This is a genomic window from Xanthomonas sontii, from assembly GCF_040529055.1.
Classification (GTDB): Bacteria; Pseudomonadota; Gammaproteobacteria; order Xanthomonadales; family Xanthomonadaceae; genus Xanthomonas_A; species Xanthomonas_A sontii.
In genome coordinates this window covers 438,495-462,508 of record NZ_CP132342.1, presented here as the reverse complement: position 1 = coordinate 462,508, position 24,014 = coordinate 438,495, and the positions used below count along the sequence as shown (strand labels likewise).

At 68.6% G+C, this 24,014-nt stretch carries 20 protein-coding genes, 1 tRNA gene and 1 riboswitch; of the genes, 13 read left to right on the top strand and 8 right to left on the bottom strand.

Going from position 1 to position 24,014, the window contains the following annotated elements; genetic code table 11:
* Window positions 1-4: 4 nt before the first annotated feature.
* The 3 genes from RAB70_RS02090 to purU all read left to right on the top strand — a co-directional run bounded on the left by RAB70_RS02090 (window position 5) and on the right by purU (window position 2,942).
* Window positions 5-850 carry an NAD(P)-dependent oxidoreductase gene (locus tag RAB70_RS02090; RefSeq protein ID WP_017908684.1) on the top strand — a complete coding sequence of 282 codons (846 nt, stop codon included), beginning with the start codon at window positions 5-7 and terminating at the stop codon, window positions 848-850.
* Between the two features lie 121 nt (window positions 851-971).
* Window positions 972-1,412 carry an XVIPCD domain-containing protein gene (locus RAB70_RS02085; RefSeq protein WP_017908683.1) on the top strand — a complete coding sequence of 147 codons (441 nt, stop codon included), beginning with the start codon at window positions 972-974 and terminating at the stop codon, window positions 1,410-1,412.
* A 678-nt stretch (window positions 1,413-2,090) separates the two neighbouring features.
* Entirely contained in the window at window positions 2,091-2,942 is an 852-nt protein-coding gene (gene purU / locus RAB70_RS02080) for a formyltetrahydrofolate deformylase (RefSeq protein ID WP_148827252.1), read from the top strand.
* A 260-nt stretch (window positions 2,943-3,202) separates the two neighbouring features.
* Here the strand turns inward: purU and RAB70_RS02075 are convergent, their stop codons facing one another.
* From RAB70_RS02075 to RAB70_RS02055, 5 genes are all read right to left on the bottom strand, one after another.
* Window positions 3,203-5,200, bottom strand: coding sequence for a choice-of-anchor X domain-containing protein (locus RAB70_RS02075; protein WP_148827255.1), 1,998 nt, complete (start codon window positions 5,198-5,200; stop codon window positions 3,203-3,205).
* Between the two features lie 238 nt (window positions 5,201-5,438).
* Window positions 5,439-7,730: a 5-methyltetrahydropteroyltriglutamate--homocysteine S-methyltransferase gene (gene metE, locus RAB70_RS02070; protein ID WP_148827257.1), complete on the bottom strand. Its 2,292-nt coding sequence runs from the start codon at window positions 7,728-7,730 to the stop codon at window positions 5,439-5,441.
* Between the two features lie 210 nt (window positions 7,731-7,940).
* Window positions 7,941-8,194: riboswitch (cobalamin riboswitch) on the bottom strand.
* 411 nt (window positions 8,195-8,605) lie between these two features.
* The gene (locus tag RAB70_RS02065; protein WP_148827259.1) at window positions 8,606-9,946 is read right to left on the bottom strand and encodes a hypothetical protein; all 1,341 of its coding nucleotides are present in this window, start codon (window positions 9,944-9,946) and stop codon (window positions 8,606-8,608) included.
* A gap of 9 nt (window positions 9,947-9,955) precedes the next feature.
* Window positions 9,956-10,243 carry a helix-turn-helix domain-containing protein gene (locus tag RAB70_RS02060; protein ID WP_148827261.1) on the bottom strand — a complete coding sequence of 96 codons (288 nt, stop codon included), beginning with the start codon at window positions 10,241-10,243 and terminating at the stop codon, window positions 9,956-9,958.
* A 1-nt stretch (window position 10,244) separates the two neighbouring features.
* Window positions 10,245-10,571 carry a type II toxin-antitoxin system RelE/ParE family toxin gene (locus RAB70_RS02055; protein WP_408068850.1) on the bottom strand — a complete coding sequence of 109 codons (327 nt, stop codon included), beginning with the start codon at window positions 10,569-10,571 and terminating at the stop codon, window positions 10,245-10,247.
* Between the two features lie 241 nt (window positions 10,572-10,812).
* Between RAB70_RS02055 and dusA the strand changes: the two genes are divergently transcribed.
* The 6 genes from dusA (at window position 10,813) to RAB70_RS02025 (ending at window position 17,883) form a co-directional block, all read left to right on the top strand.
* Entirely contained in the window at window positions 10,813-11,856 is a 1,044-nt protein-coding gene (gene dusA / locus RAB70_RS02050; RefSeq protein WP_148827262.1) for a tRNA dihydrouridine(20/20a) synthase DusA, read from the top strand.
* Window positions 11,857-12,270: 414 nt separating this feature from the next.
* The gene (locus RAB70_RS02045; RefSeq protein ID WP_039726258.1) at window positions 12,271-12,654 is read left to right on the top strand and encodes a hypothetical protein; all 384 of its coding nucleotides are present in this window, start codon (window positions 12,271-12,273) and stop codon (window positions 12,652-12,654) included.
* A gap of 73 nt (window positions 12,655-12,727) precedes the next feature.
* Window positions 12,728-13,411, top strand: a complete 684-nt coding sequence (locus RAB70_RS02040) for a response regulator transcription factor (protein WP_003469280.1) — start codon at window positions 12,728-12,730, stop codon at window positions 13,409-13,411.
* 82 nt (window positions 13,412-13,493) lie between these two features.
* Complete coding sequence (locus tag RAB70_RS02035; RefSeq protein ID WP_017908164.1) at window positions 13,494-14,864, top strand: sensor histidine kinase; 1,371 nt, start codon at window positions 13,494-13,496, stop codon at window positions 14,862-14,864.
* Window positions 14,865-15,079: 215 nt separating this feature from the next.
* The gene (locus RAB70_RS02030; protein WP_148827264.1) at window positions 15,080-16,663 is read left to right on the top strand and encodes a DUF1800 domain-containing protein; all 1,584 of its coding nucleotides are present in this window, start codon (window positions 15,080-15,082) and stop codon (window positions 16,661-16,663) included.
* 29 nt (window positions 16,664-16,692) lie between these two features.
* Window positions 16,693-17,883, top strand: a complete 1,191-nt coding sequence (locus RAB70_RS02025) for a DUF1501 domain-containing protein (RefSeq protein WP_148827266.1) — start codon at window positions 16,693-16,695, stop codon at window positions 17,881-17,883.
* A gap of 181 nt (window positions 17,884-18,064) precedes the next feature.
* Here RAB70_RS02025 and RAB70_RS02020 read toward each other — a convergent pair whose 3' ends face one another.
* Both RAB70_RS02020 and RAB70_RS02015 read right to left on the bottom strand, forming a co-directional pair.
* Window positions 18,065-18,853: a zinc-dependent peptidase gene (locus tag RAB70_RS02020; protein WP_148827268.1), complete on the bottom strand. Its 789-nt coding sequence runs from the start codon at window positions 18,851-18,853 to the stop codon at window positions 18,065-18,067.
* Entirely contained in the window at window positions 18,820-19,104 is a 285-nt protein-coding gene (locus RAB70_RS02015; RefSeq protein WP_017917075.1) for a hypothetical protein, read from the bottom strand. Before RAB70_RS02015 ends, RAB70_RS02020 begins: the two co-directional genes overlap by 34 nt.
* A gap of 155 nt (window positions 19,105-19,259) precedes the next feature.
* Here RAB70_RS02015 and birA point away from each other — a divergent pair, with 155 nt between their 5' ends.
* The 4 genes from birA to RAB70_RS01995 all read left to right on the top strand — a co-directional run bounded on the left by birA (window position 19,260) and on the right by RAB70_RS01995 (window position 22,065).
* Window positions 19,260-20,225 (top strand): bifunctional biotin--[acetyl-CoA-carboxylase] ligase/biotin operon repressor BirA, encoded by a 966-nt coding sequence (birA, locus tag RAB70_RS02010; protein ID WP_170268082.1) that lies wholly within the window; start codon window positions 19,260-19,262, stop codon window positions 20,223-20,225.
* Window positions 20,222-20,977, top strand: coding sequence for a type III pantothenate kinase (locus tag RAB70_RS02005; RefSeq protein WP_148827272.1), 756 nt, complete (start codon window positions 20,222-20,224; stop codon window positions 20,975-20,977). The genes birA and RAB70_RS02005 overlap by 4 nt, the downstream gene beginning before the upstream one ends.
* A gap of 122 nt (window positions 20,978-21,099) precedes the next feature.
* The gene (locus tag RAB70_RS02000) at window positions 21,100-21,948 is read left to right on the top strand and encodes an SPOR domain-containing protein (RefSeq protein ID WP_170268080.1); all 849 of its coding nucleotides are present in this window, start codon (window positions 21,100-21,102) and stop codon (window positions 21,946-21,948) included.
* Window positions 21,949-21,989: 41 nt separating this feature from the next.
* A tRNA-Thr gene (locus RAB70_RS01995) sits at window positions 21,990-22,065 on the top strand.
* A gap of 102 nt (window positions 22,066-22,167) precedes the next feature.
* Here RAB70_RS01995 and RAB70_RS01990 read toward each other — a convergent pair.
* Entirely contained in the window at window positions 22,168-23,907 is a 1,740-nt protein-coding gene (locus RAB70_RS01990) for a ShlB/FhaC/HecB family hemolysin secretion/activation protein (protein ID WP_148827274.1), read from the bottom strand.
* Window positions 23,908-24,014: the final 107 nt, after the last annotated feature.

The window sequence follows — 24,014 nt, the reverse complement described above, 5'->3', positions numbered from 1 at the left end:
CACGATGGGCCAGCCGATCGCGCTCAACCTGCTGCGCGCCGGCCATGCGTTGACGGTCTGGAACCGCAGCGCCGCGGCGGCGCAGCCCCTGCTCGAGGCCGGCGCGCAGCAGGCCGCGCAACCGGCCGATGCGGTGCGCGGGCCGGTGCTGTTCTCGATGCTGGCTGACGACACTGCGGTGCGCGAAACCCTGCTCGATCGCGGCGCGCTGGACGCGCTCACCGCCGGCAGCGTGCACGTCAACATGGCCACGATCTCGGTGACGCTGGCGCGCGAACTGCACGCGTTGCATGCCGAGCGCGGCGTCGCCTACCTGGCGATGCCGGTGCTGGGGCGGGTGGAGGTGGCCGCGGCCGGCCAGCTCAACTTGCTCGCCGCCGGCGACGCCGCGGCGCTGGCGCGTGTGCAGCCCTTGCTCGATGTCATCGGGCGCAAGACCTGGTACTTCGGCACCGCGCCGGAACAGGCCAACGCGGTCAAGCTGGCCGCCAACCTGTGCCTGGCCAGCGCCATCGGCACCATGGCCGAGGCGTCGGCGCTGGTGCGCGGGCACGGCGTGGAAGCGGCCGATTTCCTCGACATGCTCACCAGCACCGTGTTCGCCGCACCGGCCTACCAGACCTACGGCGGCATGATCGCCGAACAGCGCTACAGCCCGGCCGGCTTCAAGGCCACGCTGGGCCTGAAGGACGTGCGCCTGGCCCTGAACGCCGGCGAGACCCGGCACGTGCCGATGCCGCTGGCCGCGGTGCTGCGCGATGCCTTCATCGAGGCGATCGCGCACGGCGACGGCGACCTCGACTGGGCGGCGCTGGCCAAGGTCGCCGCGCGCCGCGCCGGCCAGGCCTGAAGCGCCGACGGATCTTCAGCGGACCTTGGCGGCGCATGCCGCACACTGCGCACCCGCTTGAGCCTGGCGCGCGCTTGCCGCTAAGGTGCGGCGATTTGCTGGCGCATCACAGGAGGATGCCATGAGTCCGAATTCGTCCGATCCCGGCGACAGAGCCCCGATCCAGCCACCGCGCGCGGTGGTGCGCGAGCCCGTGCCCGGACCCGATCACCCGGAGCATCCGGACCATCTCCTGTACGCGCAGATCCGCGAGGGCGTGCACGCGCTGGACGCCGCCTGTGGGCGCGCGCCGGATGCGATCAGCGAGCGCATGGTGGCGCGGCTGCTGCCGCTGGCCAAGGAATACGGTTTCGACCAGGTCGACCACGTGGTGCTCAGCCGCGAGATCGGCGACGTGGAGGATGGCGAGAACGTGTTCCTGGTGCGCGGCGACCTGGACGACCCGGCGCACCTGCGCGCGCACATCACCACCCACGAAGCGGTCGGCATGTCGGTGGAGGACTCGCTGGCGCGCCTGGAAAAGGTCAACCGCCGCCTGGCGCTGCGCCTGCGCCCGGAGTGAGCGCAGGCGAGTGAGCAGCGTCCTGGGTGCGATGTCAGCCGCGACCGGATTTCAGGATAAGGATGCCTAAGCCCCTCTCCCCCGGGAGAGGGGTTGGGGTGAGGGTACGGGGCGCGCAGCGCAAGCGGAGTTCAAGTTGCACGAAGCTTCGCCCGGACCCTCATCCGCCCCTTCGGGGCACCTTCTCCCGGAGGGAGAAGGAAAAGCCGGCCTCGACTGGATGGCTCTTAGCCCCTCTCCCTCCGGGAGAGGGGTTGGGGTGAGGGTCCGGGCGCGCAGCGCATGCGGTGTTTCGACTGCACGAGGCTGCGCCCGAACCCTCATCCGCCCCTTCGGGGCACCTTCCCCCAAAAAGGGGGCCATGGTCCCGGAGGGAGAAGGAAAAGCCGGCTCCGGCTGGATGGCGAGGCCTCTTCCCACGGTCCTGGCTGAAGCCGCTCCCACACCGCGGCACCGGCACCGTCATGGACTGCACTGTGGGAGGGACTTCAGTCCCGACGCCGTGCAAGATCGGATGCACAGCGGACTTCGTCCGCCGTCGCTGCATGACAGTTGCCTCACCACGTTCCAGAGACGGACTGTCCCGATTCCCGATTCCCGAATCCCGATTCCCGATTCCCGAATCCCGAATCCCGAATCCCGAATCCCGAATCCCCGCCTTTCCCCTATCATCGACAGATGCGCCCCGACTACATCCTGACCCTGTCCTGCCCGGACCGTACCGGCATCGTCTTCCGCGTCAGCGGCCTGCTGTTCGAGCACGGCTGCAACATCCTCGACGCGCAGCAGTTCGGCGACGAGGAAAGCGGCCGCTTCTTCCTGCGCGTGCACTTCGACGTGCCGGCCGACGGCGTCGTCGCCGCGGTGAAGCTGCAATTGGAGCCGCTGGCCGCCGACTACGCGATGGACTGGCAACTGCACGACGCGCGCCGCCGTGCGCGCCTGCTGGTGCTGGTCAGCAAGCAGGGTCACTGCCTCAACGACCTGCTGTTCCGCGCGCACAGCCGGCAGTTGCGGGTGGACATCGCCGCGGTGGCCTCCAACCATCCCGACTTCGCCGCGCTGGCCGGGTCCTACGGCGTGCCGTTCCACCACCTGCCGGTGAGTGCCGCCAACCGCGCCGAACAGGAGGCGCAGCTGCTGGCGCTGGTCGAACGCGAACGCATCGATCTGGTGGTGCTGGCCCGCTACATGCAGATCCTGTCGCCGACGCTGTGCGCGGCGCTGGCCGGACGCGCGATCAACATCCACCACAGCTTCCTGCCCAGCTTCAAGGGCGCGCAGCCGTACCACCAGGCGCACGCGCGCGGGGTCAAGATCATCGGTGCCACCGCGCACTACGTCACCGGCGATCTGGACGAAGGCCCGATCATCGAGCAGGACGTGGCCCGCGTGGACCACGCCATGACCCCGCGCGAACTGGTGCGCCTGGGCAGCGACACCGAGTCGCAGGTGCTGGCCCGCGCCGTGCGCCGCCACGTCGAGCATCGCATCCTGCTCAACGGGCATCGCACGGTGGTATTTCGCTGAGGCGGGGAGTGGAGATTCGGGAATCGGGAATGGGGAGCAGCAACAGCAACAGCAACAGCGGCTAAGCACCCGCTTGCCCTAATCCATGGTCGCGGTGCCGACCGTCTGCATCGACGATCATCCCCGCTCTCCAGTCACTGCACGGTGGCATTTCCGATGAAGCAGGGAATGGGGCCGGGAATAGGGAAGGGGACCATCAGCAGCCGCAGCGCGGCGTTCGCTCTGCCGATTCCCCATTCCCGATTCCCTATTCCCAGCCCTCAACGCGCCGCGTTGGCGTTCATCGTCGCGTTGCGGCTGGCGTCCAGGTACTGCGCCGGATCGCGCATGCCGGTGGTGTGGCACTGGCCGGTGGTGTGGCCGCGGTTGACGCCGCCGGGCAGCTGGCCGTTGACCTGCTCCACGGTGCCGTCCTCCGGGTCGCTCAGCACCAGGTCCGAGGCCGCGTTGCAGTAGTCGTTGGTGTACCAGTTGGTCTTGGCGAAGGAGGTGGTGTAGTAGTTCACCAGCGCCCGCGCCGAGTTGGGGATGCCGGCCAGCCAGGCCTTGGCGCCGTCGTAGGTGAGGTCGTTGTTGGTGCCGCAGCCCACACCGAACCACGAGCCCACCGTGGCCAGGATGCCGGCCAGGTTGGTGCCCTGGTAGGGCGTGCCCACCGACTGCATCACCCGCCCGCCGCTGGCATTGTCCAGGCCGCTCCAGTAATACACGTACAGGTGCAACGCGGCCATGCCGCCCTGGCTGTGCGCCACCGTGCCGAACGAGTTCCACTGGCTGCCGAACTGCGCCAGGCGCTGCGCGAACTGGTCGTTGCTGCGGTTCTGGTTGACGTCCAGGAACGCGGAGGCATTGGTGAACTGCGCCACCGGCCACACCCCGCCTGAGCAATAGCCGTGCACCAGCACCAGGCGCTTGCCGGTGGCCTGTGCCTGCATGTCGGTGGCGGCGGTGCTCAGCTGTGCCGGGCGCTCGCCCATGCGCATGCTCTCGTCGATCGCGCCGGTGCTGCGCGCCACGCTGCTGCGGCGCAGTGCCGGCAGGGTCAGCGGCAACGTCGCGCGCGTGGCCAGCGGCACGAAGTTGTCCGGATCTTCCACGCGCAGGTTGCGCAGGGTGAACGGCGCACGCGCGCCGGCGCGGACGATCCAGCGCTCGTCCACGCTCAGCGGCAGGCGTCCGTCCTGCGGCGCGAGCATGCCGCCGAGCCAGGCCACCGGCACCGCGCTGCCGTCGCGGCCGGTGCCCCACAGTTCGCCGAGCACGCGGTAGTGCGCCGGCGCCTGGCCGCCGCCGATGCGCACCGGAATCGGCAGGGTCAGCCGGGTGCCGGACTGTGCGCTGGCGGCGACGGCATCGGCGGTGATGCGCAAGGTGGTGTCCAGCACCGGCAGCACGTGCTCGCTGGTGCGCACGAAGGCCTGGCCGCCGGCGTCGTGGCCGTGCACCACCACCTGCGCGATGTAGGTGCCGGTGGCCGTCGCCGGGAAGTCGCCGGCATACACGCCGTCGCCCGCGGCGCCGTCGCCGTGGCGGCCGTCGTCGGCCATCGGCCACTGGCTGACGGAGCCGTCCGGCGCGATCACCCGCAGCCGTGCGGTGTCGATGCGGCCGCTGCCGGCGCTGCGCGCCAGCGACACGCCGCCTTGCGCATCGATGCCGCCGAGCAGGGCGGTCAGGCCGACGCGCTGGCCGCGCTGCAGTTGCGCGCGGTCGCTGGGATAGGACGCCAGTTGCGTGCGTGGATCGCCCTCCATCAGCACGTAGCCACGCTGCGCCGTGTTGCTGCCGTCGGCCTGCAGGGTCAGGGTCCAGTCGCCGTTGGCGGCGCTGTCCACGCGGTACTCGCGAGCCGGCAGCGCGGCGCCGCCGGCGCCCAGTTGGGTGGTCTTGGCGCTGGGCGCGAGCATCGGCGTGGCGGCGGCGCTGCCCATGCGTGCGCTGGCCGTGGCCGGTGCGCTCAAGCGTGGTTGCCAGTCTTGCTCGCCGGACAGCACCACGAAGCGCAGCTTGCCGTTCTCCACCGGCAGGGTGGTGTGCCATTGCGCCGGGCCGCCACTGCGCGCGGCGGAGAATTCCACCGGCAGCAACGCGCTCTTGGACAGGATCGCCGCTTCCGCCGGGGCGGGTGCGCGCATCTGCGCGAACTCCTCGGGCGGTCCGGCCAGTTGTTTGGGAATCAGTTCGGCCGCGTGCAGCGCGGCGGCGGGGACGACGAGACACAGGACGCAGACGGCGGACAGGTTCGACAGCTTCGGCATGACGCGCTCTCCCTGGCGGTGCTGAGAAGCAGACGCACATGCCGGAGCCGCGACGCACCGCGCCGCCGGCAGCACGTCGGCGAGGACGCAGCGCCCCCTCGCCACGCGTTCGCCTGCGGTTATAGCCAGCGCACATTGCCGGACAAAGACGCAATGCAGCAATGCACGCCGAACTGGGATGCCGGACATGCTGCAACCATCGCGATGCCCGGCGCACGTGGCGCCGGGCATCGCCAGGTCACGCCGCCTGCGCGTGCTGGCTGCGCAACTGCTGCGCCGCCGCCACCATCGCCTGCAGCGCGTTGCGGGTTTCCGCCCAGCCGCGGGTCTTCAGCCCGCAATCCGGATTGACCCACAGTTGCTGCGGATCCAGCACCGCACGCGCCTTCTCCAGCAACGCCACTATCTCCTGCGTGCTTGGCACGCGCGGCGAGTGGATGTCGTACACGCCCGGCCCGATCGCGTTCGGGTAGCGGAAGCGCACGAAGGCATCGAGCAGTTCCATGCGCGAACGCGAGGTCTCGATCGAGATCACGTCCGCGTCCATCGCCGCCACCGCCTCGATGATGTCGTTGAACTCCGAGTAGCACATGTGGGTGTGGATCTGCGTGGCATCGCGCACCCCGGCCGCGGCGATGCGGAAGCACTGCACCGCCCAGTCCAGGTACGCCTGCCAATCGGCGCGGCGCAGCGGCAGGCCTTCGCGGATCGCCGGCTCGTCGATCTGGATCACGCCGATGCCGGCCGCCTCCAGGTCGCGCACCTCGTCGCGCAGCGCCAGCGCGATCTGCCGGCAGGTCTGCGCGCGCTCCTGGTCGTCGCGCACGAACGACCACTGCAGCACCGTCACCGGCCCGGTCAGCATGCCCTTCATCGGCCGCTCGGTCAGCGACTGCGCGTATTGGGTCCAGCGCAGCGTCATCGGCGCCGGGCGCTGCACGTCGCCGTAGATGATCGGCGGCTTCACGCAGCGCGAGCCGTAGCTCTGCACCCAGCCATGACGGGTGAAGGCGAAGCCGTCCAGCTGCTCGCCGAAGTATTCGACCATGTCGTTGCGCTCGAACTCGCCGTGCACCAGCACGTCCAGGCCCAGTTGCTCCTGCGCACGCACGCAGCGTTCGGTCTCGGCGGCCAGGAACGCGTCGTACGCGGCATCGTCGAGTTTGCCGGCCTTGTGCTGCGCACGCGCCTGCCGCACCTGCTCGGTCTGCGGGAACGAGCCGATGGTGGTGGTCGGATACAGCGGCAGCCGCAGCGCCGCCTGCTGCGCCTGCCGGCGCTGCGCGTACGGCGACTGCCGGCGGCCGGCGTCGTCGGTCAGCGCGTCCACCCGCCGCGCCACCTCGGCGCGATGCACGCGCGCAGAGGCGCGACGGCTGGCCAACGCATCGCGCGCCGCGTCCAGCCCCGCCTGCGCCTGCGGCTGGTCGTCCAGCGCATCGGCCAGGGTGCGCAGTTCCTGCAGCTTCTGCCTGGCGAAGGCCAGCCAGCCGACCAGTTCGCGGTCCAGCCTGGTCTCCTGCTGCAGATCCACCGGCACGTGCAGCAGCGAGCACGAGGGCGCCAGCCACAGCCGCTCGCGGCCGACATGGCCGGCGGCGTAGCGGGCCAGGGTCAGCGCGTTGTCCAGCGGCGTGCGCCACACGTTGCGGCCGTTGACCAGGCCGGCCGAGAGCACGCGCCCGGCCGGCAGCGCCTGCAGCACGGCGTCCAACTGCGCCACGCCACGCACCAGGTCCACGTGGATGCCGTCCACCGGCAACGCCATCGCCAGTTCCAGGTTGTCGCCCAGTTCGCCGAAGTAGCTGGTCAGCAGCAGCTTCGGCCGCGGCGCTTGCGCCAGGAAGGCGTAGGCACGCTCATAGGCGGCGCGTGCGGCCTCGTCCAGGTCCAGCACCAGCGCCGGTTCGTCGAGTTGCACCCAGCCGGCGCCGGCCGCATGCAGGCGTTGCAGCAGTTCGGCGTACACCGGCAGCAGGCTGTCCAGCAGCGCCCAGCGGTCGCTGCCGTCCACGGTCTTGGACAGCGCCAGGAAGGTCACCGGCCCGATCAGCACCGGCCGGGTCTGGATGCCCTGCGCCTTGGCTTCCAGGAACTCCACCACCGGCTTGTCGCCGCGCAGGCGGAAGTGCTGGCGCCGCGCCAGCTCTGGCACCAGGTAGTGGTAGTTGGTGTCGAACCACTTGGTCATTTCCAACGCGTGCAGATCCAGGCCGTTTTCCTGGGTGCCGCGCGCCATCGCGAAGTAGCCGGCCAACGGATCGGCATCGGCCAGCGCGCGGTAGCGTTGCGGGATCGCATCGAACAGGAACGCGGTGTCGAGCATCGCGTCGTACAGGCTGAAGTCGTTGCTGGGCGGCACGTCCACCCCGGCCTCGCGTTGCAGTTGCCAGTGACGCTGGCGCAGTTCGCGTGCGGTGTCCTGCAGTTGCGCGCCGTCGATGTCGCGGCGCCAGTAGCGTTCCAGCGCCTGCTTGAGCTCGCGCCGCGCACCGATGCGCGGAAAGCCCAGGTTGGTCACGATCGTCATGTTGCGTTTCCTCATTGCGTTCAAGGGCATTGAGGAACGAAGGAACCGCGCGCCGCGCGTCCCGTTTGCACGGACCGCCCGCCACGCCAGCGACCTTCGCCCCCGCGGGCGAACCGGTACCGCGCGGGCAGGCGGACGGCGCGGCGCGGCGCAAGGCCGGGTCGCGGTCCGGCCACCTCCCCGCGGAGGCGCCAGGTCGAATCGGAGGACGCAGGGTCCTCCGGCCGGGGCCGGTATTCGGGCTGATGGACACACGCACCGTGCCGGCTGCGCACCTACTGTCCGTCGCTTCCCAGGCCGGCATGCGCCGGCCCAGTGCCATTGACGGAGGTCGTTTCCATTCACCGCTGCGGGGCAGCTCCGGAATGGGCAGGCGCTTGCGGCGCCGGCCGTCACCGGATTCCCGTTTAAATCCATCCCTTCATCCGAATGAAGCGATGAATACCTTCGGCGAGCGCACGATAGGCTGGATGCGGCGTGCGGTCAAGCGTCGGTGCCACGTGATGCGTTGGGTTTCACATCATGGATGAGTCGTTGCCCCTGATCGCAGGCATCGCCAGATACGCATACGCCTGATTACGGCGTAACGGGGTAGTGCAGCAGTCCAGATCCCACTCTCATCCAGCCTAGGAAATCGTCATGCCGATCTGTGCACACAACAGCGCGCCAGGCCAATGTTGCGCGCGAATGTTTCCCGGACGAAAGTCACTCGCTGTCCTCAATACGCTGCGACCGCACTCCAGACCGACAGCGTCTTTGCAACGCGGGCATGCCGCTCGCAACCTCGTGGGCTCCGAGCAACTCCGCCTGTCCGTTGTCCGGATGAAGGGCAAAATTCGCGCTGTAACCGTTGTGGTTAAGTTTTAGGAAGTTGCCTATGCAGTGACTTTGCCTAACTCGCGTTTGATGTAAGCCTCGCTCAGCCTGTGCGTGAGCTCGATCAGATTGATGATGCGACCTTCTTGGTCTTCATCCGACCAAGGAAGAACCATGTCGCCATGCATCGAGGAATTACGGATGCGACTCCATGCATCGACTTGGTCAGAAGTAACAATTCCTTGTTCAACCAGCGATTTCAGAACTTTGGCGATGCCCTTTTTCTTGAATCCATTGAGGTAGTCCAGGACTCTGCTGCGAAGGTTGCTATCGCCTTTCCAGTCCTTGACAATCTGCTTCAGGCTATCGACTTCGCTGGTTGCCCAGTCGGCCTTCCACTCTGTCTCAGAGAACATCGCTTTTGCGATGCCTTCGACCGTGCTGGCCAACGTCATGCAAAGGACCCAGTTGGAGCCCCCGCTTGCTTGGACGATCTCCCAGTAGTATTGAGTCAGTGGATGCGCCTCGAAGTTTGGGTGACCATCGGCGTCTCGAGCTGTGGCAACTATCGTCAGGATGTCGCAGTACAGGTTCCAAAAGCGCTCGTCGGCTACAAGCGGATCTTCGCGCAAGATGCTGGCAGTCAGCGTGGTTGCTGGTTTCCACGGTGATGGGCGGAACCTGATAAAGGCCCTGCCGTCGCCGAAATTCCGGGCACATAGGCTCGGCACGACAATTTCACCAAGCAGTAGATTCAGGGGTTCGCTGAGCCAGTTTTCCAGATGCGGATGTGGGAAATTTTGGGTGGTATTCGCCACGGCCCAGACATGTTCGTGCTCAGGTGAAAGGAAGAACTCAATCTCTGCATCCAGCACATTGATGGTTTTAGTGCCTGAGCTTCGTGCCCAAAAGACCTGCTTGTCGCCCCGAAGCACGGTCTTGACCATGTTCATGGGTATCGGTAGCCGCAAAGATCGATCAAATACCAGCTCAACACCGCTCTTCTTGGCGACCCCGAACCCTGTGGAGTCTGTGTGAAGGCTGTGTATGGGGCCGGATAGCTGCCAGATATTTGCTGCCTCTTCGCCCAAAGTCAGCTTAGTCCACCCTCCCGACCACTCTGTTCCATCGTATGCAGTCGCATTGATCCTGAATTGGTGCCGGATGTCATGCGGATACTTCTGGGCTAGGACTATCCTTTTAAAGGCATCGGATCCGTCACGTGGAGTGCCGTGCATGACAAAACGGATACGCTTGTCCTGGCCGACCTTGATGTGCCCTGGTCCAGTAAAGACGGGTGGCTCGTGATCACGTCCTAGGATCTCCATGCGCGGGCATTCGATCATGACCGAACCCTTCAGTAGGCGATCGACCCATCTGGAGAGGGTGCGCACTGTCATTGGTGTCGATCAGGCAGCGTCAAGCTCGACGTGGACTTGCCGGCCCAGGGAAGCAGCGATGTTCACCAAGGCGTCGAGCGAGAATCGAGAGATGCGACCACGCAACAGGTCATTGATGCGTGGCTGAGTGATGCCGCATCTTTCAGCCGCAGCAGCCTGGGTCCAACCGTTTTCCTGGATCAGGGAGGCGATCTTCCTCATCAGCTCGGCGCGGACCTTGAGGTTGGCCGCTTCTTGGGCGGTGTCGGCAAGCGCATCCCAGACACTGGCGAATCGTTCGGTCTTGTTTTTGTTCATGTCACTTCCTGTCCAGCAGGGCGAAGCGTTGCTTTGCAAGGTCGATGTCCTGCTTCGATGTAGCCTGCGTCTTCTTCTGGAACGCATGAAGCACGTAGATCGCATCGGCCAACCTGGCTGTGTAGATGACGCGGTAGGCGCCGTTGTTGTCCCGTATCCGAATTTCCTCAACGCCTTGGCCGATCGTCGGCATGGGCTTGAAGTCGTCGGGCTGCAATCCGTGCTGCACGCGATCCAACTGATATCCGGCCTCCCGCTTCGCGTCATCTGGAAAATCCCGCAGATTGCGCAGGGAGTCTCCAAGGAATTCGATCGGTTTGATGAGCATGATTATATCCGTATCGATATAAACAGCAAGTGCGTCCGGAAGAGCCCTGGTCGGGCTTTCCCCGACTTGCCTAGTCTTGATAGGTGTATCACCTCCCGCGCCGATGGACGCGGATCTGAGCCGTGTACCCTAGCGCTACGTCCTCGCGGAGACGACCGGCGATGATTTATGTGGCCCGAGCGACATGGCCAACTGACACGCAGCGTAGTAGCGAGGCCCGAGAACTCGAAGTCGACCAATCATGAGCGGAACTGAAGATCACGAAAAACAAGGCAAGCCATTGGGACTGCGAAAAAAATTTCGCTATGCGGCCTCCCTGCGCCTGTCCGTCGCCCCGATGATGGACTGGACCGACCGCCATTGCCGGGTCTTCCACCGGCTGCTGGCGCCGTCGGCGCGGCTGTATACCGAGATGGTCCACGCCAATGCGGTGGTGCTGGGCGATCGCGCGCGGTTGCTGGATTTCGATGCGTCCGAGCATCCGCTGGCCCTGCAGCTCGGCGGCAGCGAGCCGGCGCTGCTGGCGCAAGCGGCGCGGATCGGCCAGGACTGGGGCTACGACGAGATCAACCTCAATTGCGGCTGCCCGTCCGACCGGGTGCAGGCCGGGCGCTTCGGTGCCTGCCTGATGCGCGAGCCGGCGCTGGTCGCCGAGTGCGTGGCGGCGATGGTCGCGGCAGTGGACATCCCGGTGACGGTGAAATGCCGGCTGGGCGTGGACCAGGACGACGACTACGCGGTGTTCCTGGCCTTCGTCGACCAGGTCGCCGCGGCCGGCTGCGGGCTGTTCGTGGTGCACGCGCGCAATGCCTGGCTGCAGGGCCTGTCGCCGAAGGAGAACCGCGAGGTGCCGCCGCTGCGCTACGACTGGGCGCACCGGCTCAAGCGCGAGCGGCCGCAGTTGCAGGTCGTGCTCAACGGCGGCCTGGCCGCGGTGGAGACGGCACAGGCGCAGTTGCAGGCGGTGGATGGGGTGATGCTGGGCCGCGCCGCCTACCACGATCCCTACGTCCTGCACCGGCTGGACGCGGCCCTGACCGGCGCCGCACTGCGCCCGCGCGCGGAGTTGCTGCGCGCGCTGCGTCCCTACGTCGAGGCGCGTCTGGCCGAGGGCCTGCCGCTCAAGCACATCACCCGGCACCTGCTCGGTCTGTTCCACGGCCAGCCCGGTGGCCGCGCCTTCCGCCAAGTGCTCAGCGAAGGTGCGCACCGGCCGGGCGCGGACTGGGCGCTGCTGGAGCGGGCGCTGGCGGTCACCGACGGGGCGGCACGCGCGGCGGCGTGATCCGACGGGCGCCGCCGCGCGGTGCGGGGCACCGTTCGCATCGATGACCTGATCGCTCTCATCGCCAAGCGGTCGCCGACCCATGCGGCGTCTCGATCGACGACTGCCACGCCGCCGTCTTCTGTGCGTCGTTCAGGGATTCCGTTCAGGTTTCTGGGGCTAATCTCTGGTCCTGCGGAGACGCCGCGAAGCACCTGCCGAAGGGCCTCTCCAGACCCCTGGCGCGGCCCTTGCATCGGCCTTCGGCAGGTTCATTTGACTGAATGCTACCGGGGGCGTCCGGAAAAGTTCAGACCGGATTCACCCCGAAAAATCAAGAATTTGCCTCGATTTCTCGAGGTCGTCTTCGTTCCCGCGAGGTGTCGCGCTTCACAAGTTTTGAACGTTTCCGATCAGTCCGTTAGGATGCCCGTCGTGACTTCTTCCGCTTCCCGCCACTACCGCTTTGCCGCTGTCTTCGCGCTCGCGCTGGCGTCGGTCGCGGCTGGGCACGGCCGTGCGCAGCAGCCGCCCATGCCGGGTGTGATGGCGCCGCCGGAGCGCGATGCGGGGCGCAATCGTGACTATGGCGGTAGTTCGCTGTCCGACGCGGTGCGCCGGGTGCAGCGCTCCACCGGCGGGCAGATCCTCGGCGCCGAGCGCGTGCCGTTCGATGGCCGCGACATCAACCGCGTCAAGTACATGGACGGCCGTGGGCGGGTACGCTACATGGACGATCCGCAACCTGGCCGTGCGGCGCCGCCGCGGGCGCCGCGGTCGGGCGAGCCTCCCGAGCCACCACGCGACGATCACCCGTGAGTCCGGATAGTTCGGTTCAGGTTCCACACACCGCCCCGGCCACCGGCCACCTGTAAGTTACTAGGGAGAGTTCATGCGTATCCTTCTGGTCGAAGACGAAGCTCCGCTGCGAGAGACCCTGGCCGCTCGCCTGAAGCGCGAAGGCTTTGCGGTGGATGCGGCGCAGGACGGCGAGGAAGGCCTGTACATGGGCCGCGAAGTGCCCTTCGACGTGGGCATCATCGATCTGGGCCTGCCGAAGATGTCGGGCATGGAGTTGATCAAGGCGCTGCGCGACGAAGGCAAGAAGTTCCCGGTGCTGATCCTCACCGCGCGTTCCAGCTGGCAGGACAAGGTCGAAGGCCTCAAGCAGGGCGCCGACGACTACCTCGTCAAGCCGTTCCACGTCGAAGAGCTGCTGGCGCGCGTCAATGCGCTGCTGCGCCGCGCCGCCGGCTGGAGCAAGCCGACCCTGGAATGCGGTCCGGTCGCGCTGGACCTGGCGGCGCAGACCGTCAGCGTCAGTGGCAGCAACGTCGACCTGACCAGCTACGAGTACAAGGTGCTTGAGTACCTGATGATGCATGCCGGCGAACTGGTCTCCAAGGCCGACCTGACCGAGCACATCTATCAGCAGGATTTCGACCGCGACTCCAATGTGCTGGAAGTCTTCATCGGCCGCCTGCGCAAGAAGCTGGACCCGGACGGCGAGTTGAAGCCGATCGAGACCGTGCGCGGCCGCGGCTACCGGTTCGCGATTCCGCGTACCGAAGGCTGATCGCAGGCGCCGGCGAGCACACCGAGGAAGCGACCGCGTGGCGGCACGACCCAGGTGGTACAAGCGCTGGCGCCCGCGTTCGTTGCAGGCGCGCCAGCTGCTCGCCGCCAGCCTCAGCCTGCTGGCGTTCCTTGCCGCGGCAGGTTACGCGCTGGACCAGGCGTTCGCCGATACCGCGCTGAGCAACCTGCGCGAGCGCCTGAAGAGCTACGCCACCGCGTACGCCAACAACATCGACGTCGCCCGCGACGGTTCGCTGTACATCAACAACGACAAGTCGTCGCCGGACCCGCATTTCGACCGGCCCGGCAGCGGCCTGTACGCGCAGATCGAGTTGCCCAACGAGCGCTGGATCTCGATGTCCAGTGAGGGGCCGCTGCCGCCCAAGGGCGGCATGCTCGAACCGCGTCAGGAAACCTTCGACGGACCCTGGCCGATGACCCAGATCGACGGCAGCGAAGGCGAGGTCTACCGCTACGGCATCGGCTTGGCCTACGTGCGCCACGACAAGGAAACCCCGGTCACCATCTACATCATGGAGGACACCCGCGCGCTGGGCGCGCAGCTGCGCGTGTTCCGCGGCCGGGTGTGGTTCAACCTCGGCGGCGCCGGTCTGATCCTGCTGGTGCTGCAGGCCTTCATCCTGCAATGGAGCCTGCGCCCGCTGCGCCGGGTGATCAACGAACTGACCAAGGTGCAGCGCGGCGAAGCGGTGCGCATGGGCGATCGCCATCCGCGCGAACTGGAACCGCTGACCGACAGCATCAACGCCTTCATCGAGAGCGAGCGCGAGAACCTGGACCGCCAGCGCAACACCCTGGCCGACCTGGCGCACAGCCTGAAGACGCCGCTGGCGGTATTGCGCACCCAGCTCGACAGCGGCGCGCAGGGGCCGGAGCTGCGCGAAGAGTTGGACGTGCAGCTACGGCGCATGAACAACCTGGTGTCCTACCAGCTGGCGCGCGCCGCCTCCAGCGGCCACAAGCTGTTCGCCGCGCCGTTGCCGATCGAGCCCAACGCCGAGGAGATCGTGCGCGGCCTGGAGAAGGTCTATGCCGCCAAGGGCGTGCTGTGCGAGTTCGATATCGAGCCGAGCGCGCGCTTCCACGGCGAGCCCGGCGACCTGCAGGAACTGCTCGGCAATCTGCTCGAGAACGCCTTCAAGTGGGCGCGCCGGCGGGTGCTGCTGAGCGTGCGCCCGGAGCCGGCCGCCGGCAGCCGCCGCGCCGGCCTGATCATCGCCGTGGAGGACGACGGCCCCGGCATCGCGCCGGAAGAGGTCGCCCACATCCTGCAGCGCGGCGTGCGCGGCGACGAGCGCGTGCATGGCCACGGCATCGGCCTGGCGATCGTGCAGGACCTGGTCAAGGGCTACCGCGGCGAGCTGCAGGTCAGCCGCTCCGAGGAACTGGGCGGGGCGCGCTTCCTGGTCACCCTGCCGCCGGGGTTGTAAGCCCGACAGCGCGCTCCTGTGCTGGTCTGGGACCGGCATTCCGCTGCGCAGCGACGAACCGTGCCAATCGAGCGGCCGCGCGCGCCGCTGCAGTGCAGCAGCAGGTGAATCCCGTGCAAATGACCGGGAGGTTTCCGACAGAGGCTTAACGCGACCGGCGCGCAGCTGGCGATACTGCGCCGGTCTTCACGCCGCTTTTCGTCCAGGAGCCCCGCATGTCCGCATCCCGGCATCGTCCTGCAGCAACGCGTCTGCGCGTGCGCGGCCGGCGCGCGCTGCGCAATTCCCAGCGGTTGCTGCTGTCGTTGCTGCTGGTGCTGTTCACCGTCGGCGCCATCGCCGCCACCGACAAGGTGCTCAAGCGCGACGATGCGCGCTGGCTGCAGTCGATGACCACCGGCCTGGACAGCGCCAGCGTGGCGCAGTTCGAGCGCGATGGCCGCAAGCGCTTCCTGCGCGAGCAACTGCAGGCCGACGGTGGCGATGCCGCCCTGCCGGCGCCGGTGCGCGCGCAACTGGACGGCTACGCCGCGCTGCACACGCCGGTCCAGGAACTGCTCAAGCAGCAGGCCGCCGCACAGCAGGCGATCAAGGCGATGCCGGATGGCGATGCCAAGGTCGCGGCGAAGAAGGCGGCGCAGCAGCGCGGCGATCTGCTGCTGAACCAGGCACGCCAGGCGCAGCTGCTGCGTTCCATCTACGCGCCGGATCAGCTGCGCGAGCAGATGGTTTGGTTCTGGCTCAACCATTTCAGCGTGTTCGCCGACAAGGGTCGCCTGCACTGGACCGTGGCCGACTACGCCGACAACGCGATCCGCCCGCACGCGCTGGGCAAGTTCTCCGACCTGGTGATGGCGACGCTGGAGAGTCCGGCGATGCTGGAGTACCTGGACAACGCGCAGAACGCCAAAGGCAAGGTCAACGAGAACTACGCGCGCGAATTGATGGAACTGCATACCCTCGGCGTCGATGCCGGCTACACGCAGAAGGACGTGCAGCAACTGGCGCTGATCCTCACCGGCGTCGGCATCGCGCCGGTCGACCGCGACGGTCCGCCGAAGTTGCCGCCGGCGCTGCAGGGGCAGTATGTGCGTCGCGGCGCGTTCGAGTTCAATCCGGCGCGGCACGAACCCGGCGACAAGACCTTGCTCGGCCAGCGCATCGCCGGCGGCGGCTTCGACGAGGTCGAGCGCGCGGTGCAACTGATCGTGCGCCAGCCGGCATGCGCGCACTTCATCTCGCGGCAGTTGGCCGAGTACTTCGTCGCCGACGATCCGCCGCCGGCGCTGGTGGAGAAGATGGCGCGCACGTTCCAGCGCAGCGACGGCGACATCGCGGCGGTGCTGCAGGTGATGTTCACCGCACCGGAGATGGCGGCCGGCGCGCCGCACAAGTTCAAGGATCCGTACCGCTTCCTGGTCTCGGCGCTGCGCCTGGCCTACGACGGGCAGACCATCGTCAATCCGCAGCCGTTGCTGGGCTGGTTGAACCAGATGGGCGAGCCGAGCTTCGGACGGATCACGCCCGATGGCTGGTCGCTGCAGTCCAGTGCCTGGAACAGTTCCGGGCAAATGGCGCAGCGCTTCGAGATCGCGCGTGCGATCGGCAACGGCAACACCCAGCTGTTCACCGTCGATGGGCAGCAGCGCGGCGGTTTTCCGCAACTGAGCACGCCGCTGTACTACCACGCGATCGAGCCGCAACTGAGCGACGCCACGCGCCAGGCGCTGGCGCAGGCGCGCTCGCAGCAGGAGTGGAACGGCTACCTGTTGGCCTCGCCCGATTTCAATTACCGCTGACCGCGGCCTTCGCCGCACGGAGATCCGCCATGCACCGTCGCCGCTTCCTGCTCGCGTCCGCCGCCGCTGCGGCCAGCCTGCCGTTCGCCGGGCGCCTGTTCGCCGCACCGGCGCCGTCGCCGCGTTTGTTGGTGGTATTCCTGCGTGGCGGCTACGACTGCAACAACCTGCTGGTCCCGTACGCGAGCGAGTTCTACTACGCCTCGCGGCCGAGCCTGGCCATCGCCAGGCCGGATCCGGCCAATCCCAACAGCGCCATCGCGCTGGACACGCAGTGGGGCCTGAACCCACGGCTGCGCGACACGCTGATGCCGCTGTGGAACGACAAGCAACTGGCCTTTGTGCCTTTCGCCGGCACCGACGACCTGTCGCGCAGCCACTTCGAGACCCAGGACAGCATCGAGGCCGGGCAACCGGCCGGGCAGCGCAGCGACTACCGCACCGGCTTCCTGGCGCGGCTGTCGCAGGTGGCCACCGGCACGCCGTCGATCGCCTTCACCGATTCGCTGCCGCTGAGTTTCCAGGGCGGCGGCGACATTCCCAATCTCTCGCTCAAGCGCAATCCGACCCCGGCGTTCGACCAGCGCCAGGCCGACATCCTCGCCGGCATGTACCACGGCACCCAGTTGGCCAGCGCCGCGCACGACGGCCTGGCGCTGCGCCAGCAGGTCTCGCAGGCCCTGCGCGACGAGATGCAGCAGGCCAACCGCGGCGCCGCCAGCGCACGCACCTTCGCCGACGAGACCCGCCGCATCGCCACGCTGATGCGTGAGCGCTACCGGCTCGGCTTCGTCGATGTCGGCGGCTGGGACACGCACGTCAACCAGGGCAGCACCGACGGCGCGCTGGCCAACAACCTGGCCAACCTGTCCGAGGGGCTGTCGGCCTATGCCGAGGCGCTGGGGCCGGAGTGGCGCAATACGGTGGTGGTGGTGCTGTCCGAGTTCGGCCGCACCTTCCGCGAGAACGGCGACAAGGGCACCGACCACGGCCACGGCACCACGTACTGGGTGCTGGGCGGCGGGGTCAACGGCGGCCGCATCGCCGGCGAGCAGGTGGCGGTGAGCAAGGACAAGCTGTTCCAGGACCGCGACTACCCGGTGCTGACCAACTACCGCGACATGTTCGCCGGCCTGCTCGGCCGCATGTGGGGCCTGTCGCCGACGCAACTGCAGAAGGTGTTTCCGCAGGCGCATGCGCGGGATCTGAAGTTGGTGTGATGCGTTTTCCGCGATGGAGGGATTCGGGAAATGTCCTGTACGAGCGGCTTCAGCCGCGACGGGTGCACTGTGGGAGGGACTTCAGTCCCGACGCGTTATGCGCCCGACTCCCCGTAATGCATGCTTTGTCGCGTTCATCGCGGCGACGTCTTGAAGCGATCCCTCAAGACGCGATGGCCGCTCAGTCCACAGCGAACGGCGACGGCCCATAGAACCGCGCCAGATGCGCCGCCACTTCCGGCATCTCGCGTTGCAGCCGCTCTGGCGCGGAAAAGTGATATTCGCTGACCACCGCGAAGAATTCTTCCGGCGCTTCGGCGGCGTAGGCGTCGATCTCGCTGGCGCGGCCGCGGTCCACGCGCGCGCAGAAGGTGTCGTAGCTGCGCTGGAAATCGTCGGCCCATTGCCGTTGCCACGTGCGCGGCAGCAGCGGCGTGCCGTCCAGGGCGCCGTCGAGCACGTCGAGCTTGTGCGCCATTTCGTGCACCGCCACGCAGTAGCCGGCACGTGGATCGTCCAGATCGGCCTGTACGTCGGCCCAGGACAGGATCAACGGGCCGCTGTCCCAGGATTCGCCGATCAGTTCGTCTTCCCACTCGTGCAGCACGCCGGCCGCGTCGACATGGCTGCGCTGCACGCGGAACGCGTCCGGGTAGACCAGCAATTGCGACCAGCCGCGCATGCCCTCGCTGCCGTACTCCAGCAGCGGCAGGCAGCACAGTGCGGCGAGCAGGCCGCACTGCAGGGCATCCAGCTGCAGACCGCCCAGCGGCGAGATGGTCTTGCGATGCAGGAATTCGCTGGCCAGCGTACGCAGGCGCTGTTCGCGCGGCGCATCCAGGGCGGCGACCCAGGCGCAGTCGCGGCGCACGGCCTGCCAGGTAGGGTCATCGATGGCGGCGGGTTTCGACCACAGCCCGCGCAGCCAGCGTGGAATCAGCGGAACATCCCCGGCAGGAAGCTGTGCCACTTCGGCATGCGCATGCGCGGCACCAGGTCGCTGTCGCTGCCGCCGCCGGTGGTGGTCGAGGCCGGCTTGCCGGTGGAGGCGGGCGCATGCAGCGCCGCGGGCGGGCGCGTCGGCGTGCTGTCGGCATCGGCCGCGTCGCCGTAGGTGCAGTCGGTGTGCGGCTTCTCCGCCAGCACGTTGGACGCGTGGGCGGCGGCGAGTGGCAGCAGCAACAGGAGCAGGCAGGGCAGGGAACGGCGCATCGTCGGCATCCAGGGCGAGCGGCGGTGAATTCCGATTCTAACGCGGTTTTCACCCGCTGCAGGGCTCCGGCTCTGGGCGCCCGGGGGGCGTTGCCGCATACTTTTCGGTTCACGAGGGCGCGCCACTGCACGCCCAGGGGCGGAACGAGGCGATGGAACCGGCGTTGGACGAGCGCGAACTGTTGGCCAGGCTCAGCAAGGGGCCCCTGTCCGGCGATGCCCTGGCGCGTGCCTGCGGGCTGACCCGGGCGGCCGTGTGGAAGCGCATTCAGGCGCTGCGCGCGGCCGGGGTGGAGATCGAGGGCCGGGCCGGCGAGGGCTATGGCCTGGCACGGCCGGTGGAACTGCTCGACGCCGCGGCGATCCGGGCCGGACTGAGCGGGCCGGCGGGCGCCGAGCTGGCCGGGCTGGAGATCGCCTGGAGCCTGGTCTCCAGCAATACCACCCTGCTGCAGCGGCCGGCGCCGGCGCAGGGCAGCGAGGTCCTGATGGCCGAGCGCCAGACCGGCGGCCGTGGCCGCCGTGGCCGGGTCTGGGCGTCGCCGCTGGCGGCGCATCTGTATCTGTCGGTGGCGCGCAGCTTCCAGGGCGGGCTGGGCCGGCTGGGCGGCTTGAGCCTGGCGGCCGGCGTGGCCGTGGCCGAAGCCCTGCGTGCGGCCGGATTCGCCTCAGTCGGGCTGAAGTGGCCGAACGACCTGCTGGCCGACGGGCGCAAGCTGGGCGGCCTGCTGGTGGAAGGCGGCGGCGAGTTCGCCGGGCCGGCGCGGGCCGTGATCGGCCTGGGCCTGAACGTGGCGATGCCGGCGGCCACTGCCGCGGACATCGACCAGCCGTGGACCGACCTGACGTGGCTGGCCGGCGGCGCGGTGTCGCGCAACGCGATCGCCGCGGCGGTGCTGTCGCAGCTGCTGCCGGCCCTGGCGCTGTTCGACGCGGAGGGACTGGCGCCGTTCCTGCCGCGCTACGCCGCGCTGGATCTGCTGGTCGGACGCGCCGTGCGCATCGACGATGGCGGCCAGGTGCGCGAAGGCACGGCCCTGGGGCTGGCCGAGGACGGCGCGCTGCGGGTGGCCTTCGCCGACGGCGAGCAGCCGGTGCATGCGGGCGACGTCAGCGTGAGGCCGGCATGAGCGACTGGCTGTTCGACCTGGGCAATTCGCGCTTCAAGTTTGCCGCGCTGGAACACGGGCAGGTGGGCGCGGTGCAGGCCTGGCCGCATGGTGCCGAGGCGATGGACGCGGCGGCGGTCGCGGCGCTGCCGCAGGGTGGCACCGCCTACGTCGCCAGTGTCGCCGCGCCGGCCCTGACCGCCACCGTGCTGGAGACGCTGCGCAGTCGCTTCGCGCAGGTGCAGGTGGCGCGGACCGAGGCCGTCTGCGCCGGGGTCCGCATCGCCTATGCGCGGCCGCAGGCGTTCGGCGTGGACCGGTTCCTGGCCCTGCTCGCCGCGCATGGCGGCGGCGACGTGCTGGTGGTGGGGGTCGGAACGGCGCTGACCGTGGACCTGCTCGACCGCGATGGCCTGCACCGTGGCGGCCGCATCGCGCCGTCGCCCACGGTGATGCGCCAGGCGCTGCAGCAGAAGGCGGCGCAGTTGCCGGCCGAGGGCGGCGATTACCACGAGTTCGCCGCCGACACCGCCGACGCCCTGGCCTCCGGCTGCGACGGCGCGGCGGTGGCGCTGATCGAGCGCAGCCTGCAGCAAGGCGAGGCCTTGCTCGGACGTCGACCCCGGCTGCTGCTGCACGGCGGTGGGGTGCCGCCGCTGTTGCACGCGCTGCCGCCGGCCGAGCAGCGCCCCGCCTTGGTCTTGGACGGACTGGCGCTGTGGGCGCACGCGCACGTCGTGGCCGGTGCCGGTGCCGGTGCCGGTGCCGCCTGAGCGGGCCGGCGCAGGCGGCCGCGATGCGGCGCGGCGAAGGCGGACGTTGCGCCGAAGTCGCAACGTCCCACGCAAATGCCACTGTCTCTCCCAACGTGCATCGCACGCTCTAGAATCCGGCCATGCTCGTTCGCGCCCTGCTCGTCGTCCTGACCATCCTCAACCTTGGCGTCGCGGTGTGGTGGGCAATGCAGCCGCCGACCCCGCCAGCGGTGCCGATGCCCGCCGTGCCGGCCGGGGTGGCGACGCTGCAACTGGTCAATGAAGCGCCGGCGCCGGCTGCTGCGCCAACTGCGCCGGCGGCCGCGCCTGTCGCCGCGCCAGCCGATGCGCAAGCGGACACCGCCGTCGCCGCCGATACTGTCGAAGCGGTTCCGGCGCAGGCTGACGCACCGGCGGCTCCCACGACCGCCGCACCGTCCACTGCGCCCACGCCGCCCGCTGCCGTGCCTGCGCCCGCTCCAACCCAGAGCCAGGTCGAGCCTGCGGCGAAGCCCGCCGCCGACGCGGCGGTGTGCCTGAGCGTAGGACCGTACCCGGACCGCGACGCGGCGCAGGCGGCCGTCGCCGCGCTGGCCCCGGGAGCGCCGCGTCCGCGCTTGCGCGAGGCCGCCGACAGCGACGCCACCAGCTTCCGCGTGATCCTGCCGACCATCGGCGGCGAAGACGGCCTCAGGCAGGCCACCGAGCGCATCGTCGCCGCCGGCATCCGCGACTATTACCCGTTGCGCCAGGGCGATGCCGGCAATGCCATCGCCCTGGGCCAGTACCGCAGCCGCGAGGGGGCCGAGCGCCGCCGCCAGGAACTGGCCCGTGCCGGCTTCAACGCCGACCTGATCCCCAGCGGCGGCAGCGGCCAGTCGCGCTGGTGGCTGGACCTGCGCGCCGACTCCGCGGCGCAGGCCGCGACCCTGCGCCGCCAGCTCGGCGCCGCGCGCCAGCGCGTGCTGGATTGCGGCGCACTGCGCTAGAATGACCTGCGCCGCATCAGCTGCGTCGCATGCAGTCTTCAGCCGGCATAGCTCAGTTGGTAGAGCAACCGCCTTGTAAGCGGTAGGTCCCCAGTTCGAATCCGGGTGTCGGCACCATTGAAGCGCTCGCAACTTGCGCGCGCAAGCGTGTCAGGGGAGAGCACGCGTGGGTGCGGCTCCGGCGCTCGTGCTGCAGCATGACTGGCGTCATGGACCGACTCAGAAGCGCACGACGAGATTGGCCCACAGCATCGGCGTGCGGTCCTTCCCGAGCAGCGCGTCCTGGCCTCGTGGCAGCGCGTAGCTCATGCGCAGCGTGGCGCGCGTGCCGAAGACGTAGCTCAGGCCCACACCGTAGCCGGCCAGGCGGACCCGATTGCGTTCGTGCCTGGCGAACTTCTGCAGCGTGGCCTGGCCCAGGTCGTAGAACACCTGGGCTGTCAGACCGGGCGATGTCGGCACGGCGGCGTTGATGGTCGCCGAAGCCACATAGCCGCTGTCCGCGCTGAGCGTATCGATGCCATAGGCGCGTACGGCATTGGGCCCGCCAAGCGTCATTTTCTCGGAGCTGTCCAGGGTGCGCGAGGTCTGCTGTGCGTGCAGCGCCAGATCGATGGACGCGCCGGTGCCAAGCGACTGCGACAGCCTGGCGCTCTGCGTGGCCTTGAGAAAGCGGCCGCGTGTGTGGCCGGTCGGGTCCCACCCGCGGTCGTTGCGCAAGTATCCCACGCTGACGCCAGCGGCATACTGCCAGGCAGTGGGCAGACCCAAGAAGGCGCTTTTCCGATCGCCGGAGAGTTCCGCGCCAACGACTCTGGCCGAACGCGCATTGGACTGACCGAAGTACGCATAAGCATCGGTCATGCGCTTGTCGTCCAGCGTGGCGCCGAGGCTGAGCGTGTTCGCCTCGTTGCGGATGAGCGGATAGCTCGCATACAGGCCAGACACGTTGGCGAAGCCGGTGAAGCCGTAACTCCGGTAACGGCCGCCTGTGGTGTAGTCCACGCGCGAGGCCGAAAGACCTGCGCGCGCGCCACGCGCGCCGATCGGCAAGTCGTAGGAGATGCGCCCGATCAGCGTATTGCCGCCATCGCCGGCATGGTCGGACTGGATGCTGCGCGGCGCGCCGTAGGCGACCATTTGAAAGCGGTCGCCCAGGCCGAAGGGACTATTGATGCCCAGTTGCGCTCCCAGCCGATTGCGGCCGGTTGCAGCCGAACCCGCGTTGTCGGCGACCAGTGCACCGGTCCAGCGCGGCGCGGCCTCGACGGAGATCGCAAGCCGGGAGCCGCCGGCGCTCGCGGCAGGCGAGAGCACCGGCGTGACGGCACCGACGCCGGGCAGGTCGGCCAAGCGCAACACCTGCGATTGCGCCTGCCGGACGTCGCCGGAGGCCGAGAGGCCGCGCTCCAGGTAGGACTGCAGGACCGTGTCGTGGACCGGAGAGCGGTTGCGCTGCAGCGCGATCGACTCGATGTGCCCGCGCAGAACGCGAAGCCGCACCACACCGTCGCGGATGTCCTGCTGCGGCACGTAGGCGTAAGAAATGCTTTCGCCGTGATCCAGCAGGAGCTTGGTGATCTGCACGGCGACACCGCGTAGTTGCGCCAATGACATGTCGCGATCGCGATACGGCGCCACCAGTGCGGCGATCTGCGGCGCCAGTATTGCCGGGGCGTTGTCCACCACGATCTGCGTGACATGCAGGCGCGGCGCGCTGGTTGCGTCGGCGGCCGGTGCCGCCGCAGGCGCAGGCCCTTCGATGGCAGGATCTTCGCGGGCGCGGGGATCGCGTGGCGGATTCAGCAGTGGATTGCGCTGCAGGAGCGCACCGCTGGACGGAGGGGCGGCGCCGGGCGCGAGCGCGCCGCGACCGACGTCGGCGTTCTGGGCGATCGCCGGCGCGCCGATCGCGCAGGCGAGTACGCCGATGGCGGCGATGCTGGGGGAGAGATGCATGGGAATGACCGTGTCTGTGCTGTGCGGCGGGGTGCGGCCGTTGAGGCGCCGCCTGTGCATGCCTCGTGCTCGCGGGCAGGGCGTGCCGCATCGCCGGCACCGTGACG

Bases quoted from the DNA above. Each gene is read 5' to 3' on its own strand.
- RAB70_RS02090 (WP_017908684.1), top strand. From the start codon at position 5: ATGGGCCAGCCGATCGCGCTCAACCTGCTGCGCGCCGGCCATGCGTTG.
- RAB70_RS02085 (WP_017908683.1), top strand. From the start codon at position 972: ATGAGTCCGAATTCGTCCGATCCCGGCGACAGAGCCCCGATCCAGCCA.
- purU (WP_148827252.1), top strand. From the start codon at position 2,091: ATGCGCCCCGACTACATCCTGACCCTGTCCTGCCCGGACCGTACCGGC.
- RAB70_RS02075 (WP_148827255.1), bottom strand. From the start codon at position 5,200: ATGCCGAAGCTGTCGAACCTGTCCGCCGTCTGCGTCCTGTGTCTCGTC.
- metE (WP_148827257.1), bottom strand. From the start codon at position 7,730: ATGACGATCGTGACCAACCTGGGCTTTCCGCGCATCGGTGCGCGGCGC.
- RAB70_RS02065 (WP_148827259.1), bottom strand. From the start codon at position 9,946: ATGACAGTGCGCACCCTCTCCAGATGGGTCGATCGCCTACTGAAGGGT.
- RAB70_RS02060 (WP_148827261.1), bottom strand. From the start codon at position 10,243: ATGAACAAAAACAAGACCGAACGATTCGCCAGTGTCTGGGATGCGCTT.
- RAB70_RS02055 (WP_408068850.1), bottom strand. From the start codon at position 10,571: ATGCTCATCAAACCGATCGAATTCCTTGGAGACTCCCTGCGCAATCTG.
- dusA (WP_148827262.1), top strand. From the start codon at position 10,813: ATGAGCGGAACTGAAGATCACGAAAAACAAGGCAAGCCATTGGGACTG.
- RAB70_RS02040 (WP_003469280.1), top strand. From the start codon at position 12,728: ATGCGTATCCTTCTGGTCGAAGACGAAGCTCCGCTGCGAGAGACCCTG.
- RAB70_RS02030 (WP_148827264.1), top strand. From the start codon at position 15,080: ATGTCCGCATCCCGGCATCGTCCTGCAGCAACGCGTCTGCGCGTGCGC.
- RAB70_RS02025 (WP_148827266.1), top strand. From the start codon at position 16,693: ATGCACCGTCGCCGCTTCCTGCTCGCGTCCGCCGCCGCTGCGGCCAGC.
- RAB70_RS02015 (WP_017917075.1), bottom strand. From the start codon at position 19,104: ATGCCGACGATGCGCCGTTCCCTGCCCTGCCTGCTCCTGTTGCTGCTG.
- RAB70_RS02005 (WP_148827272.1), top strand. From the start codon at position 20,222: ATGAGCGACTGGCTGTTCGACCTGGGCAATTCGCGCTTCAAGTTTGCC.
- RAB70_RS02000 (WP_170268080.1), top strand. From the start codon at position 21,100: ATGCTCGTTCGCGCCCTGCTCGTCGTCCTGACCATCCTCAACCTTGGC.
- RAB70_RS01990 (WP_148827274.1), bottom strand. From the start codon at position 23,907: ATGCATCTCTCCCCCAGCATCGCCGCCATCGGCGTACTCGCCTGCGCG.